Annotated in this window: 13 protein-coding genes and 1 tRNA gene; 9 read left to right on the top strand and 5 right to left on the bottom strand. The window is 48.3% G+C overall.

The features are described 5' to 3' along the window. Positions 1-7 precede the first annotated feature (7 nt). From IEV98_RS15530 to IEV98_RS15515, 4 genes are all read left to right on the top strand, one after another. Positions 8-934, top strand: coding sequence for a hypothetical protein (locus tag IEV98_RS15530; RefSeq protein WP_188506941.1), 927 nt, complete (start codon positions 8-10; stop codon positions 932-934). Between the two features lies 1 nt (position 935). Next, the gene (locus tag IEV98_RS15525; RefSeq protein ID WP_229738787.1) at positions 936-2,927 is read left to right on the top strand and encodes a TonB-dependent receptor plug domain-containing protein; all 1,992 of its coding nucleotides are present in this window, start codon (positions 936-938) and stop codon (positions 2,925-2,927) included. Positions 2,928-3,008: 81 nt separating this feature from the next. Next, positions 3,009-3,869 (top strand): MbnP family protein, encoded by an 861-nt coding sequence (locus tag IEV98_RS15520; RefSeq protein WP_188506940.1) that lies wholly within the window; start codon positions 3,009-3,011, stop codon positions 3,867-3,869. Between the two features lie 56 nt (positions 3,870-3,925). Further along, the gene (locus IEV98_RS15515; RefSeq protein WP_188506939.1) at positions 3,926-4,948 is read left to right on the top strand and encodes a cytochrome-c peroxidase; all 1,023 of its coding nucleotides are present in this window, start codon (positions 3,926-3,928) and stop codon (positions 4,946-4,948) included. 31 nt (positions 4,949-4,979) lie between these two features. Here the strand turns inward: IEV98_RS15515 and IEV98_RS15510 are convergent. Together IEV98_RS15510 and IEV98_RS15505 are read right to left on the bottom strand one after the other, a co-directional pair. Continuing rightward, positions 4,980-5,055 (bottom strand) — tRNA-Gly (locus IEV98_RS15510). Positions 5,056-5,119: 64 nt separating this feature from the next. Continuing rightward, a complete protein-coding gene (locus tag IEV98_RS15505) occupies positions 5,120-5,608 on the bottom strand; it encodes a regulatory protein RecX (protein ID WP_188506938.1) in 489 nt (162 codons plus the stop codon). A gap of 62 nt (positions 5,609-5,670) precedes the next feature. Here IEV98_RS15505 and IEV98_RS15500 point away from each other — a divergent pair, with 62 nt between their 5' ends. After that, positions 5,671-8,127, top strand: coding sequence for a bifunctional UDP-N-acetylmuramoyl-tripeptide:D-alanyl-D-alanine ligase/alanine racemase (locus tag IEV98_RS15500; RefSeq protein WP_188506937.1), 2,457 nt, complete (start codon positions 5,671-5,673; stop codon positions 8,125-8,127). Positions 8,128-8,180: 53 nt separating this feature from the next. Beyond that, on the top strand, positions 8,181-8,777 hold the full coding sequence (locus IEV98_RS15495; RefSeq protein WP_188506936.1) for a DUF502 domain-containing protein: 597 nt from the start codon (positions 8,181-8,183) through the stop codon (positions 8,775-8,777). A 22-nt stretch (positions 8,778-8,799) separates the two neighbouring features. Here the strand turns inward: IEV98_RS15495 and IEV98_RS15490 are convergent, their stop codons facing one another. After that, a complete protein-coding gene (locus tag IEV98_RS15490) occupies positions 8,800-9,645 on the bottom strand; it encodes a 3-hydroxybutyryl-CoA dehydrogenase (RefSeq protein WP_188506935.1) in 846 nt (281 codons plus the stop codon). A 263-nt stretch (positions 9,646-9,908) separates the two neighbouring features. Here IEV98_RS15490 and IEV98_RS15485 point away from each other — a divergent pair, with 263 nt between their 5' ends. The 3 genes from IEV98_RS15485 (at position 9,909) to IEV98_RS15475 (ending at position 15,256) form a co-directional block, all read left to right on the top strand. Next, positions 9,909-12,920, top strand: a complete 3,012-nt coding sequence (locus IEV98_RS15485; protein ID WP_188506934.1) for a TonB-dependent receptor — start codon at positions 9,909-9,911, stop codon at positions 12,918-12,920. 81 nt (positions 12,921-13,001) lie between these two features. Then, on the top strand, positions 13,002-13,937 hold the full coding sequence (locus IEV98_RS15480) for an ABC transporter ATP-binding protein (RefSeq protein WP_188506933.1): 936 nt from the start codon (positions 13,002-13,004) through the stop codon (positions 13,935-13,937). Next, a complete protein-coding gene (locus tag IEV98_RS15475; RefSeq protein ID WP_188506932.1) occupies positions 13,934-15,256 on the top strand; it encodes an ABC transporter permease in 1,323 nt (440 codons plus the stop codon). Before IEV98_RS15480 ends, IEV98_RS15475 begins: the two co-directional genes overlap by 4 nt. A gap of 64 nt (positions 15,257-15,320) precedes the next feature. Here IEV98_RS15475 and IEV98_RS15470 read toward each other — a convergent pair whose 3' ends face one another. Both IEV98_RS15470 and IEV98_RS15465 read right to left on the bottom strand, forming a co-directional pair. Next, positions 15,321-17,162 carry a UbiD family decarboxylase gene (locus IEV98_RS15470; protein WP_188506931.1) on the bottom strand — a complete coding sequence of 614 codons (1,842 nt, stop codon included), beginning with the start codon at positions 17,160-17,162 and terminating at the stop codon, positions 15,321-15,323. 35 nt (positions 17,163-17,197) lie between these two features. Next, complete coding sequence (locus IEV98_RS15465; RefSeq protein ID WP_188506930.1) at positions 17,198-18,190, bottom strand: LLM class flavin-dependent oxidoreductase; 993 nt, start codon at positions 18,188-18,190, stop codon at positions 17,198-17,200. Positions 18,191-18,210: the final 20 nt, after the last annotated feature.

The following is an 18,210-nucleotide window of genomic DNA, read 5'->3' as shown; positions in this document are numbered from 1 at the left end:
GATCAATATGAAAGAAATACTATTTTTTCTTACCACGGTATGCTTTGTGGTGTTGTCCTGTACGAAAGAGAAAACAGACTACGAAGCGGAAATAGATACGGTAGTTCCCGAATACAAGGAGTTTAAAGAGGCTTACGCCATCAATAGCGACGGCTATAAAATAAGTATTGAAGCCCTTAACGGAACATTCTATACCGGCTACAACGAAGTCCGTCTGGAAATCACGGATAGCCAGACCAACGAAAAAGTAAATGTTTCTGCCGTAACATTTTTGCCCATTAGGACGAATGTGGACAAGCGCAATGTTTCCTGTCCTCATCGCTACGATTTGATTGATAAGCCTGATGACGGCTATTTTTCGGGATACGCGGTATTTACGGATAGAAGCGATGCCGATGGAAGTTGGGAGCTTTATATCAGCTTCACCATCGCTGATCAAATCCATACGGCAAAGCAAGATATCTCCGTCCATGAACAAGCTAACAAAAACATGAACATGGCCATGTTTGAAGGGAAGGATGACGAGCAGTATTTCATTGCCTTAGTTTCACCTCAAAAGCCCAAGGTTGGCGAAAACGAATTGGTTGCCGGTATATATCGATTCAATAAACCAAACAATCCTCCATCCAGCGACTTTCCGGATGCCTCGCAGTTTTCATACACGGAGGTAAGTGATTATACCTTGCAATTGGATCCACGGATGCCTGAGCCATCTATGGGGAACCATTCTTCGCCCAATAATAAAGATTTGACACAGCGAAGCGATGGACTGTACCATGGTATGGTCAACTATACCATGACGGGAAACTGGACGTTGAATTTCATCCTATTGAACCAGCAAGGACAAATACTAAGAGGTACCCTAGTACCGACTGATTTTACGCCGGGCGTGGAGGGCGTGAAAAGTGAATTGCACATCGACATTTTATTCTAAGATGATGAAGAATATAAGCTTTTCTTTTTTGTTTCTTTTTCTTGGAATTCATGTTAACGCTCAACATACGCATGTTCAAAACGATACCACCAAACGACTTGAAGAGGTGGCAATAACAGCCATTGCCAAAAGAAAAATCGAAACCGAGATGAAAATGGCGGTTTCGGTGGATGAATTTCTAGCCTCGTCAGACCATATCAGTTTTATCAAACGGGGTGCGTACGCATGGGAGCCATTGCTCAACAACATGAGTACCGAGCGTTCCACCATTACCATTGACGGCATGCATGTTTTTGGTGCGTGTACGGATAAGATGGATCCCGTCACGTCGTATGTGGAAAGTAACAATCTTTCCACCATCGATATCACGTCGGGGCAAGGGGGTAATATGCATGGCGCAACTGTGGCTGGGAGCATTGACCTGAAAAGGAAAAGTACGCCGTTCGGCCTTGATAAGAAGTGGAACGGCGCATACCAGACCGGATTTGAATCCAATAACAAACAGTTTTTCAATCTTGGAAACCTGTCCTACTCAGGCGATAAATTTGTGGCCGATGGAAGCATTTCCTTTCGAAAAGCGGGTAATTATTACGACGGAAATAACGATGAAGTAAACCATTCGCAATACAATAAATTTAATACGGCTGTAGGACTTGCGTATAAAACAAGTCCGCTCTCGTCGATCAGGGTGGATGCGATCTATGACAAAGCAAAAGATGTGGGTTTCCCTGCACTTCCCATGGATTTGTGGCTTTCCCGTGCGTTTATCACGTCGGCGTCTTACAAACAATTGTTTGAAGATGGGCTGTTGAGGGCTTGGGATACCAAAATTTATTTCAACGCTATAGAACACTATATGGATGACACCAAGCGACCCGAAAATCTCGTTCACATGGATATGCCGGGTTGGAGTACCACCTATGGATTGGTTTCCCGCGCTAATTTGAGAAATGGTGATTGCAGCTCCGAAATCCAGTTGAATGTGTATAATAATCTATCCATCGCGGAAATGACGATGTATCCGCAAGACCGGAGCAAGAAAACGATGTTTGCGTATAGCTGGCCTTGGGTTACTACCCGTTTCGCAGGGATTTCGATGAACAATTCATGGGATATTTCAGCAATGAGCCGATTGAATTTCGGGGGGTCTTTGGGCTGGAATTACAACCACTCCAAGTATGTGGAGTTCAATTGGATTTTCCATCCCGGTACGCCACAGGAAAAAGATAGGATATTGCCTGGCTTGCACGCCAGCTACCAACTCCATGTCAATCAATTTGATTTTTCTATCGGGACGGGTTATGGACATCGGGCACCATCCGTCTCAGAAGGGTATGGATATTACATCTATAACAGCTTTGACCGCTATGATTACATCGGGAACCCTGATTTGAAAAATGAGGTTTCTTATGAGGCTAATGCGAGCGCAGGGTTTAAAAGCAAAAAAATGGGCATAGAAGCCAAAGTAAACTATTTTTATATTCAAAACTATATCGTTGGACGGATTTTGAGTTTGGGAAGCCCGATGAACTATCAATCGGTGGGCGTGAAAGGATATACATCGCTAAACCACGCCCGACTTTTTAATACGACTCTGCATGCCAACTACGATATTTTGCAACATCTGCACTGGAACGGAACACTAATGTATGCCAGGGCAACGGACGATAAAGATGGGAATTTGCCGTTCATACGCCCGCTGAGCTATCAGACTTCACTTTATTATATGCACAGGCAGTTTGGCATTCGGGCTTCGGTGAACGGTGACCTTACACAGGAGCATTACAGCCCCGAATATGGTGAAGACCTTACACCAGCCTATATGGTGTTTAATATGTCAGCGGATTACACATTCAGCTTTAGGAATTACAAAGCAGTTTTGCAGATCGGAGCGGAGAACCTGTTCAACGAATACTATAGTACCTACGCAGATTGGGGCAATATCCCGAGGATGGGGCGCAATGTTTTCACTTCGTTGAAATTCAATTTTTAGAACGATGAACGTGCATATCCTGGACTTATTTAAATGAATCATTAATCAAAAATCAAATAGAAAACTAAAAAAATTACGCTCATGAAAACACTAACAAAATATTGCTTACTGTTCGTTTCTTTATCGGTATTGGTGTCCTGTAACAAGGACGATGATAATCCGGTTGCCAACAATGTCACGTTGCATTTCAACAACGCATTTAAGAACACGACGATCGTGCTTGGGGCCGCTACATCTTCCGAGGCTACAGCGAATACGTCAGCCGATGGGCAAGTCCATCACTTTGCCGAATTGAAATACGTGATAAGCAATATCCGCCTGATTAAAGCAGACGGCGGTGAAATTCCGTATCATATCAATGATTTGGATAAAGGGGCAACCGTCGTAGACCATTCAAAGCCGCAAACCCTGGATTATTTGCTGACTAATATTCCCGTAGGTGAATACAGGCAGCTGAAATTCGGTTTGGGAGTGAAACACGAACTGAATACCTTGGACGAGGTAAGGTTTCCTGATTTTTATACAAAAGCGGGGGCCAACGATACCAAAATGCATTGGGAATGGGGGACGGGTTATCGCTTTACAAAGATTGAGGGTTTCTACGATACCGACCATAAGGAACTATCCATTCATACGGGAAGCACGGTGGAGGGGACCAATGGAGACCCCGATACCTATACCCAGGGAGTTGATGCATACAGGGATATCACCTTGACGCTTCCACAAAATGCGGTGGTTGGCAGGAATGCGCCACGGATTACTATCAACGCGGATTTTGACAAATTGTTGAGCGGAAAGACCAATACAGTTACGTTGGGGGCCGGAAATGCGACACCGAGTGTCCACACAGCAGCGAATATGGTGTTGTTTGTTGATAACCTTGGCGGAAACGGTTCCAGCGACATCTCGGGAATGTTTTCCATCGGTAGTGTAGAAAATTAAATTTAGGTTAGGAGCCACCTGGATTCATCGATAACGGTGGCTCTTTTTTCAGATTCATGACAAAGGCAATCGTAGTCTTATCCGTTTTATTGCTGTTGCTCTCCTGTAACAGGGAGGATATCATTGAGCCAAAGCCCTACGACAATCCCGAAATGCCCCTACATATACCGTATGGTTTTCCGCCATTGAACGGTTCGGTAAGCGAGAATAGCCCTACAAAATATGGTGTGGCGTTGGGTGAAAAACTATTCCACGAGAAAAAATTCAGCGGCAATAACACCATTTCATGCGCCAGTTGCCACAACCCATCGCGTGCTTTTGCCGATAACAGCACCCAAGCTGTCGGGATTTATGACAGGGTCGGACTTCGGAATACGCCACCCATTCAAAATTTGGCGTTTATGAAGTTCTATAATTGGGATGGCAGCAAGCTTACTTTAGAGAGCCAACCCTTGGTTCCCATCATCACACACGAAGAAATGAATTCGTCTATGCTGGAAGTCATTGGAAAACTAAAGGATGACCACGGATACAAGGATTTGTTCAGGAAGGCATTCGGCGATGAAAACATTACGCCCGACAGGATTTACCGCAGTATTGCACAGTTCGAATATACGTTGATATCCGCCGACAGTAAGTACGATAAAGTAAAGCGGAACGAGGGCGAAACATTTACGGAAAGCGAGGCACGGGGCTATCAAATTTTTCAGCAGAAATGTGAGAGCTGCCATAGTACAGCGCTGTTTACTGACCAAAGCTTCAGGAATGTTGGCTTTCCTTTGAACACGAGTACGGAAGAGGCGGGGCGTGCCAGAGTAACCGGGATTCCTGCAGATTATATGAGTTTTCGCGTGCCCTCTTTACGGAATGCCGAATACACCGCACCCTATGGGAGTTTCGGCCAGTTTCCAACGTTGAAAGCCGTTTTGGATTATTTTGATAGTGGCGTTTTAGCTGCCGAAAATCTTGACCCGATTTTGAAAGAGAATGGCAATCGGATACCGCTAAGTGAACAGGAAAAAGAAGATGTTATTTCGTTCATTAAAACGTTAAGTGATCATCAGTTTGTTGGAAAGTAAAAAACCTTTCTATCATCGATAGAAAGGTTCTTGGAGCGAAAGACGAGGTTCGAACTCGCGACCTCAACCTTGGCAAGGTTGCGCTCTACCAACTGAGCTACTTTCGCTTGCTGTTTGTGGATGCAAATATAGTGGAGTTTTTGACTTCTGTCAAATAATTTTTGGAAAAAATCACAATTCATTGTCATTCAACAGCTCAAGGATCAACTCGCTTTCGAATCCCTTTCCCAGCGCGTACCGCAGCAACTTGTTTTTCCGTTTGTAGGGATGTTTTTCCTTCTCCAATCGGGCCTTGGCCTGCAGGAGCCCATGCAACTTGCTGCGATATTCCCGCTGGTCCAGACTTGCCAAGGCGATGCGGACCAGTGGGGGGGATACCTGTTTCTGTACTAAACCCTGTTTTATTTTATGCCTTCCCCAACCTTTCATCCTGAACTTGCCGGAGGTGTAAACCATTGCAAACCGTTCTTCATTCAGGTAATTCTCACCGATCAGCTCGGCAATGATCTGTTCAACAGCTGCTTGGTGCAATCCCCAAAAATAAAGTTTATCCCGTACTTCTTGTTGCGAGCGCTCCTGGTATGCACAATAGGCCTCAGCTTTGGATTTTGCCTGTTGTGGAGTGAATGTTTTGCGATTGTTGCTGGTGAGATCATCCATGAAACCAAAATGGTAATAAATTCTTGCAGTACCTAAAAAATGTTGAAATTCGTGGCGTGGTTATGCATGAGCAGTTTTATACAATCCTCCAGGTTTCGGAAATCATTCCATCAGTAAGCGTTTCCATCAGTGATGGGTCGGCTAGGATTGAGACCTTATTGCATGATAGCAGAAAGGTGTCTAATCCGGCATATGCGTTATTTTTTGCTTTAGCGGGAAGACGTGATGGTCATCAATTTATCGAAGAGGTATATGCCAGCGGCGTACGCAATTTCGTGGTGTCCAACGATGAAATCGACCATGCAAATTTCCCTGCGGCTAATTTTATCGTGGTTCGCGATACACTGGCGGCTATGCAAGCCCTGGCTGCCTATCACCGCGGCCGGTTTGCCTGTCCGGTCATCGGTATTACGGGAAGTAATGGCAAGACCATCGTAAAGGAATGGCTTGCGCAGCTCCTTGCACCTGAATATCGAATTATACGCAGTCCCAAGAGCTACAATTCCCAGCTAGGCGTGGCCTTATCACTATGGCAACTGGATGATACGTATGAGTTGGCCATTATCGAAGCCGGAATCAGCCAGCCTGGAGAGATGCAGGCCCTGCAGCGGATGATCCGTCCCGATATCGCGGTATTGACGAGTATCGGACCGGCGCACGATGATGGGTTTTCGTCAACGACGGAAAAAATAACGGAGAAGCTGCGGCTGTTTGAAGATGCCAAGCACGCGGTGTATTCGCCGGACGATGTGCAGGGGGTAACGGTTCCATCGATGGGGGCGCATACGACTTGGGGGAGCGGAAATGTGGTTTTGCAGGTTGTTGGATATGAAATGATCGCTGATAAACGGTGCAGGATTCAAGCGCGTCATGCAAACACGGATATGGCCATTGTCATCCCGTTTACGGATGCGGCGGCGAAATCGAATGCCCTGTGTTGTTGGGCGGTGATGCTTTCGATGGGCTACGAACAGTCGGTTATCGCCCATCGGATGGCGTTGCTGCAGCCCGTTGAAATGCGGTTGGAGATGAAAAAAGGGATTAATAATTGCACGGTAATCGACGATAGCTACAGTAACGATTTATCTTCCCTCGCCATTGCGCTGGATTTCCTGCGGCAGCAGCAGCAGCATCCCACCCGTACCTTGATACTGTCTGATATCCCGGGTGCTGATGGTCATGAAGAACAGGTTTATTCAAAGGTATCTAATTTGCTGGCCGACAATAAAATTGACCGGATCATTACGGTCGGTCCTCAACTGCTGGAGCGAGCCGATAAATTCGGATTTCTTAACCACATTGCTTTTCGGGATACCGATTCGCTATTGGATTCACTGGCGGACTTAACTTTTGAGCATGAGGCAATTTTATTAAAAGGTGCCCGAAAGTACGCGTTCGAGCGCGTCAGCGGGGCGTTGATGGCCAAAGTGCACGACACGGTGCTGGAGATCAATTTAAATGCGGTGGAGCACAACCTGAACCAATATAAGACGCTGCTACCTAGTCCGGTTAAACTAATGGCGATGGTCAAGGCGTTTTCATATGGGAGCGGTAGTTTTGAGGTAGCTAACCTATTGCAGTTCAATAAAGTGGATTATCTTGCCGTTGCCTATGTAGACGAGGGGGTGGAGTTGCGGAAATCGGGGATACGGCTGCCGATCATGGTGATGAGTCCAAGTCCGGCTTCTTTTGAGGCATTGGTAGCCCGACGTTTGGAGCCGGAGCTATACAGTTTTACCGTGTTGGACGACTTTATTCGTGTGTTGTCAAATCAGGATGTAACCGGTTACCCCATTCATATTAAAGTGGATACGGGGATGCACCGGCTGGGTTTTCCTGTGCAGGATGCCAAGAGGCTATCTAGCCGGCTACAAAATACCGATGCGGTAAAAGTGCAATCCATATTTTCCCACTTGGCTGCTGCGGGTGACGCCGAGCACGATGCATTCACCGAACGCCAACTGAATGCTTTCGGGAAGTTCGCGAATGAACTGACCGCCGCATTGGGATACCCGGTTATCCGGCACATCGCAAATTCCGTGGCGATTCAGCGATGGCCCCAAGCCCATTTAGATATGGTTCGGCTGGGAATCGGATTATATGGTGTTGAAAACAAGTTGGATAGCCGATTGTTGCTACAGCAGACCGGTACGTTGAAAACGGTGATTACACAAATACGGCAGGTAGCGGCGGGCGATAGCGTGGGGTACGGTAGACGGGGCCGTTTAGTGAAAGAAAGTACGATTGCTACCGTCAATATCGGGTATGCCGATGGCTATGATCGCCGCTTTGGGAATGGAGTCGGATACATGACGGTAAAAGGTAGGAAAGTGCGGACGGTGGGCGATATCTGCATGGATATGACGATGCTGGATCTGGACGGTATCGATGCCGCAGAGGGAGACGAAGTGATCGTATTTGGCGATGTAACGGAACTTGCTGCAAACATCGGGACAATTCCTTATGAATTGCTGACGGGTATATCGCAACGTGTTAAGCGGGTATACTATTATGGGTAAAAGAAATGGTGAGTACTTGGTGATTGGTATTTAGTACTTAGAATGGAAATACGATGAAGAACAAAACAATACGCTTGTTTTTTAACTATTTGATCAAGGGCACCTTGGTCGTGTTGCCATTGGCCGGGGCGTTGTTCCTGATGGTATGGATTGTGGCGAGCATAGATTCTGCCCTCAACTTAAGCAGCTGGTTTTGGCAGGATGACGCCGGAAGGCCGTTGTATGTGCCCGGCTTGGGTATCCTCACGGTCATCGTTCTGCTGGTTGCTGTTGGAATGGTGTTTACCAACGTCGTTACGGCTCCGATATACAATTGGTTCAATGACCTCATCAATCGGATTCCGTTGTTCAACACGCTATATTCTTCGATCAAGGATTTTACGGAAGCATTTGTGGGCGATGCCAAGAAATTCAATGAACCGGTATTGGTAGAGGTAAACGAAACTGGGTTGAAAAAGATCGGTTTCCTTACCCAGCGCGATCTCAGCAAGATTGGCCTCGAAGGTGAAGTGGTGGTTTATTTTCCTTACTCTTACTCATTTGCTGGTCAGGTTGTTATCGTTAAGACCGAGCGGGTAAAGCGACTTCATATGAGTGCTACAGACGCCATGAAACTCGTGGTGTCGGGTGGCGTAAGCGGACTGGAATGAATCATCTGAAGCTTATCGGTTTTTAATAGGTATAGAAGCCTTGGCCGGCCTTTCGCCCAAGTTTACCGGCCATTACCATATTGACCAACAGCGGGCAAGGCGCGTATTTAGGATTGCCAAACCCCTCGTGTAATACACGGAGGATAGCCAGACATACATCCAGCCCGATAAAGTCGGCCAATTGCAGCGGTCCCATCGGGTGCGCCATGCCAAGCTTCATGACGGCATCGATCGCTTCGACGTCGGCAACGCCTTCGAATAACGTGTATATCGCTTCGTTTATCATGGGCATCAGGATACGGTTAGCTACGAACCCCGGGTAATCATTCACTTCTATGGCTACTTTATCAATTTGATTTGAAAGCGCTATAACACTGTTTGTTGTGGTTTTTGATGTGGAATAGCCTTTGATGACTTCCACCAACTTCATGACCGGCACGGGGTTCATAAAATGCATGCCGATGACGTTTTCGGGCCGTTGCGTCACGGATGCAATTTTAGTGATGGAGATGGAAGAGGTGTTGCTGGTCAAGATGGTGTGATGCGGGCATGACTTATCCAGTTCTTTAAATAGTACCAGCTTTATTTCTTCGTTTTCTGTAGCTGCTTCGACCACGAGGTCAGCCCGATGCACGCCGTCGGCCAAATCGGTAAAAGTGGTGATGCGGTTAAGTATGTGCATCTTGTCGGCCTCGGTGATGGTATCCTTTTTTAGCTGGCGATCCAGATTGCTGCCGATGGTAGCCATTGCTTTTGTCAATGCCACATCGTCGATGTCTACTAACGAGACTTCAAATCCAAACTGTGCGAATGTATGGGCAATTCCATTACCCATGGTGCCCGATCCAATGACGCTGATGTATTGCATATGGTGAGAATTGGTATTGGAGCAAACATATAAAAAAACGCCCACCCGCCAAAAGGCGAAGTGGGCGCTCATCATCAAACTTAACCAAAAAATGTATGAACAATTAAACTATTCTTTTCCCTGTTTTGTGTTCTTCTTATAGCTAAGAGTGAATTTGGTCCGGAAAGTTTAAAACCATAGTTGTTAAAAAATGTTAAACTGGTATTTCGCTTCCTAGCGAAATATTTTGTAATATTGTTATACCCATTATAAACACGACAACTATGAAACGATTACGCCCCCGTAAGTGCATCGGATGGTTTGTGTTGCTATCGGTGCTCAATTTAGGTCTCCGTCAGGCTTTTGCGCAGACGACCATCTCCGGAACTGTTACCGATGCCGCCGCCCGACCGTTGGTTGGGATAAGCATTCAGGTCAAAGGCAAGGTATTAGGTACCATCACGAATAATGAGGGTCACTTTACGCTGCACGTTAGTGACCAACCGCCAGTCACGTTGGTTATTTCTTCCGTTGGCTTCGCGGCACAGGAAATAACGGTAACCGAGCAAGCTGCATCGGCCTTGTCGATTATTTTGCAAGAGCAATCCATTATGGCATCGGAAGTAGTCGTATCGGCGTCCCGTATGGAGGAAAGTGTCATGAAATCTCCGGTTTCCATAGAGAAGCTGAATGTACTTGGTATCCGCGAAAGCCCACAGCCCAGTTTCTACGATGCATTGCAAAACCTCAAGGGGGTCGAAATGAGTACCCAATCACTGACGTTCCGGTCGGTGAATACACGCGGGTTTGCTTCCAATGGCAATACCCGCTTGGTTCAATTGATGGACGGGATGGATAATCAAGCTCCGGGACTCAACTTCCCGGTGGGTAATGTGGTGGGCATGTCTGAGTTGGATGTGGAAAGCGTTGAGCTGCTCCCGGGGGCGGCATCGGCGTTGTATGGGCCTAATGCCATCAACGGACTGTTGTTGATGAATAGCAAATCACCCTTCACCTACCAAGGTGTCAGTGCCTATGTCAAAACGGGCGTGATGAGCGCCTCCAACCGGACCCAGCAAACGACCGCTTTTTATGATGTCGCTGTCCGGTTTGCGAAAGCTTTTAACGATCGCTTTGCCTTCAAAGCCAATGTGGCTTATCTTACGGCCAAGGATTGGCAGGCTACGGACTATCGCGATCAAAGTTTCACCAATGGCACCAACCTCGAAAACAATGTCGGTAATACACAGGGTAACCCCACCTATGACGGGGTCAATTGGTATGGCGATGTAGGTGCCAATCTTTATGATATCCTTTATGGCAACGGGATGCCGGGCGATGGCAGTGAGGGTTCATCAGCGGCGTTGGGCGCAATCTATACCACGCCCATTCCGCAAATCGGCAACGCCACACTGCCGCAGTTCATCGCCGGGGCTGACCCAGCGCAGCAATTGGGTGCAGCGCGGAGTATTTTCGAGAATATGGTACCCCAATACTATCAGCAGGCACCGGGCTATTCCGAGCAGCAGCTAACAGACTATCCCACCAAAAGTCTCAAGCTCAATGCCTCCTTGCATTACCGCATCAATGATGATGTGGAGGCCATCCTGCAGGGTAATTGGGGCAAAGGGTCTACGATCTATACCGCGGCAGACCGCTATAATATCCAGAATTTCACCATGGGACAATACAAGGCTGAGCTGCGTGGCGACAACTTTTTCGTCAGGGGTTACACCACCCGCGAAAATTCCGGGGATGCCCATGCGCTAGGTGTGCTGGGGAGCCTGATGGGCCAGCGATACCTGCAGACCGCCATCGGTGCGGGCGCCCCCGCGTTCGTACAAAATGCCTATACCCAATATGCAGGTGCGCTTTTGATGGCCTATCAACAAGCCACACAGGGCGGGGCAGACCATGGTGCAGCACTGCAGGCTGCACAGCAAGCTGCCAATGCACATGCAGGAGCCAATCGCGAACAATGGATGAACAGCGCAATGGCTCCGGCATTGGAGACCGCGGACGGCATGTTCCTGCCAAGAGGTAGCGAGTTTGACGCCACCATGGCGGATATCAAAACGCGCGCTATACCGATGGGGGCCAACTTCCTCGATCGCTCCAATCTGTATCATGCGGAAGCGATGTACAACTTCAAAAGGCAGATCGATCCGGGCGTTGTTGAATTGATTGCAGGGGCAAACTACCGGGTTTACGACCTCAATTCGGAGGGTACCCTGTTTGCCCTAGATAATGATGGCAATGAGTTTAACATCCGTGAATGGGGGGCGTATGTACAAGCAGGTCGCAATTTCAACGATATCTTCAAGCTTACTGCCTCATTGCGGTACGACAAAAATGAAAATTTCAAAGGTCAGTTCAGTCCGCGTATATCCGGTGTGCTTACCGTCGCGGAACAGCACAACTTCAGGGCGTCATTCCAGCGGGGTTTCCGCATCCCGACAACGCAGAACCAATACATCGACCTGAACACCCCTCAGGCGCGGCTGGTGGGTGGGCTGCCGTTATTCCGCGAGCGCTACGATATGATCAGCAATCCCGTATATGCACTCACTGATATACAAAACGGTGATGTCACACCCTACCAATTCAAAGAATGGGAACCCGAGAAGGTGGAAACTTATGAAATCGGTTACAAAAGCGCTATCGATAACCGATTTTTTGTAGATGTATTTTACTACTATAACCGGTTCCTCACCTTTGAGGGGGTCGCGGTACTGGTGCAATTGAAAGACCCGGGTGGATCCATTGCGGATCTGGCCGATCCCACCCGCAGGAATGTCTATAGCATGCCGGTGAATGCTCCACAGGTACTCAAAAATTCGGGATGGGGCGTGGGGTTGGACTACCTCATCGGGCAAGGATATACCCTCACGGGTAATGTGACACAGAATGTACTGCTCAACGAAGATAAGTTGCGGGAAAGCGATCCGTCGTTTATCACGTTTTTCAACTCTCCGGAATATCGCTTCAATGTGGGCTTCTCTAACCGGGATATTGGCCGCACGGGATGGGGGGTTGGTCTTACTTTCCGCCACCAGACCGAATTTTTGTGGAACGGTTCCATCGGTACACCCGCTGTCAATGTCGGAAGGTATTCGATAATCCCCGCTTACTCCACGTTTGATGCACAGGTCAGCAAGAAAATTCCCGCGTTTAAATCCATCGTAAAACTGGGGGGTACCAACATCGGCAACAAGCTTTATACGACAGGGTGGGGTAATCCTTCAGTTGGCGGGATGTACTACGTGTCGATTACGTTTGATGAACTGTTGAATTGAGTGATGGCCTTAATTTAAGATCGGCTGTAACAATCCAAGCAATGGTGTGTCCTATCGGTACGAAAACCACGAAACACACATATGCTTGAAATCAAAAATATCGTAAAACAATACGCTAACCATCGGGCTTTGGATGATGTTTCCACGCGCGTGGAGCAGGGGAGCATTTTCGGCCTTCTCGGTCCGAATGGTGCAGGTAAGACATCCCTTATCCGTATCATTAATCAGATTACTGCTCCAGACAGCGGGGAGGTGTTCTTTGATGGCCAGCCGTTAAGCCCGGATCACATCGGTCGCATCGGATACCTTCCGGAAGAACGTGGTCTCTATAAAAAAATGGAAATCGGGGAGCAAATGCTTTACCTCGCTCAACTGAAGGGACTTTCAAAGCAGGAGGCAACAAGTCGGATAAAGCATTGGTTCGAAAAAATGGAAATGCAGAGCTGGTGGCATAAAAAAGTAGAGGATCTGAGCAAAGGGATGCAGCAGAAAGTACAGTTTGTGGCGACCGTTGTGCACCAACCCGACTTGATCATACTCGATGAGCCGTTTACAGGGTTTGATCCGGTGAACGTAAACATCATCAAAGAGGAGATATTGTCGCTTAACCGGAATGGCGCCACGATTATTTTTTCTACCCACCGGATGGAGTCCGTTGAAGAACTTTGCGACAGCATTGTCCTGATCAATAAATCGAAGAAAATACTGGATGGCAAAGTAAGGGAAATCAAAAAGGCCTACCGGACGAATACCTATCGTGTAGAGCACCTGTCTCACGATGTGCAACTGGCCAGCGTGGAAGGCTTGTTTGCTATTGAAAGCCGGGAAGATAAAGGGGAAAATACGGCACTCACGATAAAAATTGCAGCAGGCAGGACCATCAATGATGTATTGGCCCATTTGCTGCCGATTGTCCAAATACATGAACTCAAGGAAATCATTCCGAGCATCCATGATATTTTCGTACAGCAGGTTACCACTAAGGCTTCAAATCCTCTAATATCGGAACAAGAATGAATAAGATATTACTTATTATCAAACGCGAGTACCTCAGCAGGGTAAAGAAAAAGTCTTTCTTATTGGTTACTTTTTTGGTTCCGCTATTTTTGATCGGAATCTATGCACTAACCATATACCTTACCGCAAAGAGCTTTGAGAGTAATCATGCTGTCGTACACCTGATCGACCAAAGTGGTCTTTTTGCAGGAAAAATGAATAATAACGAGCAGATCACCTTCTTGGAAGTATCTGACGATATTGCGAAGGAAAAAGCACGGATATTGAATGAAGAAGGGAAGACTTTCCTGTTGATTATTCCACCTGATATGGCGGAGTCGGCCCAGGTAGAGCTGTTTGCAAAGGAGACGGCGAGTTTGGGGGTTCAGGGAGATGTGAGCAACCAATTGGAGCAGGTGCTCCGTGACATCGCCTACGCCGAGGCAGGAATTGATCGTGCCACCGTGGAGAGCATTAATCCGGAAGTGCATCTTTCTGCAAAGGAAATTACAGAAGAGGGAGAAAAGGATAGCAGCGCCGGTGCCGCGATGGGAATCGCGATGTCGCTTTCCATCGTGGTCTACATCTGCCTGTTCCTGTATGGTGCACAGGTGATGCGCGGTATCATCGAAGAAAAAAGTAGCCGCATTGTAGAAGTAATCATTTCATCCGTTAAACCTTTTCAATTGATGATGGGTAAAATCATCGGTATCGGATTGGTGGGGCTTACTCAATTTATCCTTTGGATTGTGCTTTCTTCGTCATTGATGGGCGTTGCTAGCGTCGGGATGACGGATGGACAAGAAATCCGTAAACAACTGACCGAACAAGGGCTATCTGGTGATGAAGTGCAGGAAGTTGCGAAATCCCAAGACGGAATGTTTGGCAAGGTCACGCGAGAGCTGGGTAAAGTCGACTTCCAGACAATTGTCATTACCTTTTTGCTCTATTTCTTCGGCGGATATTTGTTGTACAGTGCGTTGTTTGCTGCTGTGGGTTCTGCGGTTGATAGTGAAACGGAGACACAGCAGTTTATGTTTCCGATTACCATACCATTGCTGTTTACCTATATTCTGTCTTTCGGCGTGTTGATAAATGATCCGCATGGGCCGCTGTCGTTTTGGCTGAGCATGATTCCGTTTACCTCGCCGATAGCCATGCTCGTGCGGGTTCCATTTGGAGTGCCTACGTGGGAAATCGTGCTATCATTGGTATTGCTTGTTGGTGGGTTTATCCTCACTACCTGGGTGGCCGGCCGTATTTATCGAGTGGGCATCCTGATGTACGGCAAAAAGGCCAGTTACAAAGAGCTGGTTAAATGGTTCCGCTATAAGGGCTGATTTTTAGTTTTAATGTTGATATGATCGGAAAGTCCGGCCAGTATGGTCGGACTTTTTTGTGGGATCAGATGATGCCGTGCAACGGCCCACCTTTGGCACCCAATGCATCTACGCGCTTTTCCGTTGCGGTATCTTTGATCAATTCGGGAGCGTGATGGGGCTTTTTACGGGCGTCGATCAGCAATGGCCCACTACATCCCCAGTGCTTATGCCGGATAAAGCTATCTACACCGTAGATATCATTTGACGGGTTGCTCCGCGTAAAAGTAACCCACACGAAGTTATCGACCTTCGCAGCTGTGAATGTTGCATCATCACAGAGCACCAGTAGTTGGATGCCTTGGAAATCGGTATCCCGGACCTCGCGGCACCAGGCATCGATGCGTGTGCTTTCGGCTTCTTCATCTAAAAAAGGCGGCGCTTCGACAGCCAGGATGCCCGGTAGCGCAAGTTTGCAGGCACGGAATGGCTGGGGTAACTCAAAACCACCGGGTAGCTCTATCGTTAATGTCCGTTTTTTTGGACCGGCAGCTGCTAGGACGACTTTGGAGCCGGCATTCAGGCCATCGCCAGTATAGTCAAGTGTGTCGATGGTTGTTTGGGTGTGGAAATGCAGGTCGCGCTCCAAATCTATCCGTTCAAATATATGGGTCAAGAATGCTGTCACATCATGGATATCCAAGGTTGGATGGTCTTGATGGGCCGATATAAACAAATATTTGGCCAGGCTCAACTGGTTTTTGCCCAATATTTGATTGGCTATGGTTAGGATTTCCTGCGGTCGCCCAGGAGTTTGCAGGTATGGCGTATAGCGCTCGCTGCCAATGGCAAATAGCAAGGGATGCACCCCTGCGGCGTCGACGGCATGGACCGCATGAAGGCCATTGATTTCCTGGGGAATGGCTGATCCGGTTATTTCGTGTATCAATGCCCCGAAGCTCGTGTCTTCCTGCGGTGGGCGGCCTACCACGGTAAAGGACCAAATGGGGTCCTTCCGGTGATATACCTGATGTACACGCATCAGCGGAAAAGGATGCACCAAACTGTAGTACCCCAGGTGATCGCCGAAGGGTCCTTCAGGCTTGTTTTCATGCGGATAGACGGTTCCTGTGATGACAAAATCAGCATCCGCCGAAAGGCAGAACCCCTCATCGTCGTAGAAATACCGGAATCTCCTGTTGCCCAATGCACCGGCAAAGGTCAATTCGGATAACCCTTCCGGCAGGGGCATCACCGCGGCCAATGCGTGGGCCGGCGGGCCGCCAATGAAAATACTTACTTTCAGTGGCTTGCCGAGTTCGTTAGCCTTGGTCTGATGGATTCCAATACCCCGGTGGAGCTGGTAATGAAGCCCCACTTCGCTATCGGGTATATAGTCATTGCCCGCTAGCTGGATGCGGTACATACCCAGATTGGCGCGCATCACACCCGGGTTGGACATATCCTCGGTATATACCTGCGGCATCGTAACGAATGGGCCACCATCCATCGGCCAATTGACGATTTGCGGTAATTCGCTGATTCGCGTGGTACCGTGCAAAATGGGTGCGTTTGACTTCTTTTTCCACGGTAGTGCAGAAAGCGCCGTTGCTGCCACATGGGTATAGCGGAAGGGGTTTTTAAGCACCTGCATGGGATCGGACTTGACGTCTACCAACACCTTGATCTTTTCGAGCGTGTCTCTGAACATGAAGCGTGAGCGATCCAAGGTGCCAAATAAATTGGATACCGCCGGGAAAGGGCTCCCTTTAATGTTTTCGAACAACAGGGCAGGACCTTGTGCATCATAGACGCGCATGTGGATGGCAGCCATCTCCAGATAAGGGTCTACTTCCCGCTTGATGCGGATGAGGTGCCCATGACGTTCCAAGTCACTGATGCATTCGGTAAGGCTACGGTATCCCATATGATCGTGTTGTCTGTGCCCAAAGATAGCCGAAATTAACCGAGTATGTCCTTCAAAATACTAAACGACTTCAGTCGGGCACCTTGGTCGTAGATATTTCCGGTGGTCATCAATTCATCAATGCCTGTTTCTTCGATGAATGTGGACAAGGTCGGCGTTAAGGTATTTCGGTCTCCGATAAATGTACACGCTGTCATTTGCTTTACTGCATTTTCGACGTCGGGCGACCAATAGGGCTCCATCGACTGAACAGGCGGCTGTAGCGGTCGGCGTGTGTTCGTAACGATGCCGAGGAACATGCGATACATGCTGGTTGCCAATACCTGGGCCTCTTCGTCCGTATCAGCCGCAATGACATTGACGCAGGCCAGCACATAGGGCTTATCGAGTTGCGGCGACGGCTTGAAATTTTGCCGATAAAGCGAAATCGCCCGATAGAATTGCGAAGGGGCAAAGTGAGCGGCAAAGGCATAGGGTAATCCCATTTCTGCAGCAAGATATGCGCTGTCGGTACTGGAGCCCAGTATCCAGATCGGGATGTCGAGCCCCTCACCCGGGAAAGCGCGTACACGGCCGTCGCTATTTTCATCGCTGAAGTAAAGCTGGAGCTCGCGGATGTCTGAAGGGAAGTTGTAAGCCGTGCCCATGTTGTTTCGGCGCAACGCGGCCGCAGTCAGCTGGTCGGTGCCAGGAGCGCGTCCGAGGCCCAGATCGATGCGTTGGGGATACAGTGACTCCAGTGTGCCGAATTGTTCGGCGATGGCCAACGGCGCGTGGTTTGGTAGCATGATGCCCCCAGAGCCGACACGGATCTGGTTGGTCTTGCCGGCAACATGGCCGATCAATACCGACGTTGCGGAGCTGGCAATGTACTCCATGTTGTGGTGTTCGGCAAGCCATATACGGGCATACCCCAACTGTTCGACATGGCGGGCCGCCTCTACGGTGCGGGCAATCGCTGTGGTGGCATTACCGCCCTCGATAACTACGGAAAGGTCGAGTGCGGAAAGCGTGATTTGCTTGGACATAGCGGCAAAGGTCTGCATTA

This window comes from Parapedobacter pyrenivorans (assembly GCF_014636865.1).
Lineage (GTDB): Bacteria > Bacteroidota > Bacteroidia > Sphingobacteriales > Sphingobacteriaceae > Parapedobacter > Parapedobacter pyrenivorans.
This window is presented reverse-complemented; position numbering and strand designations above follow the sequence as displayed.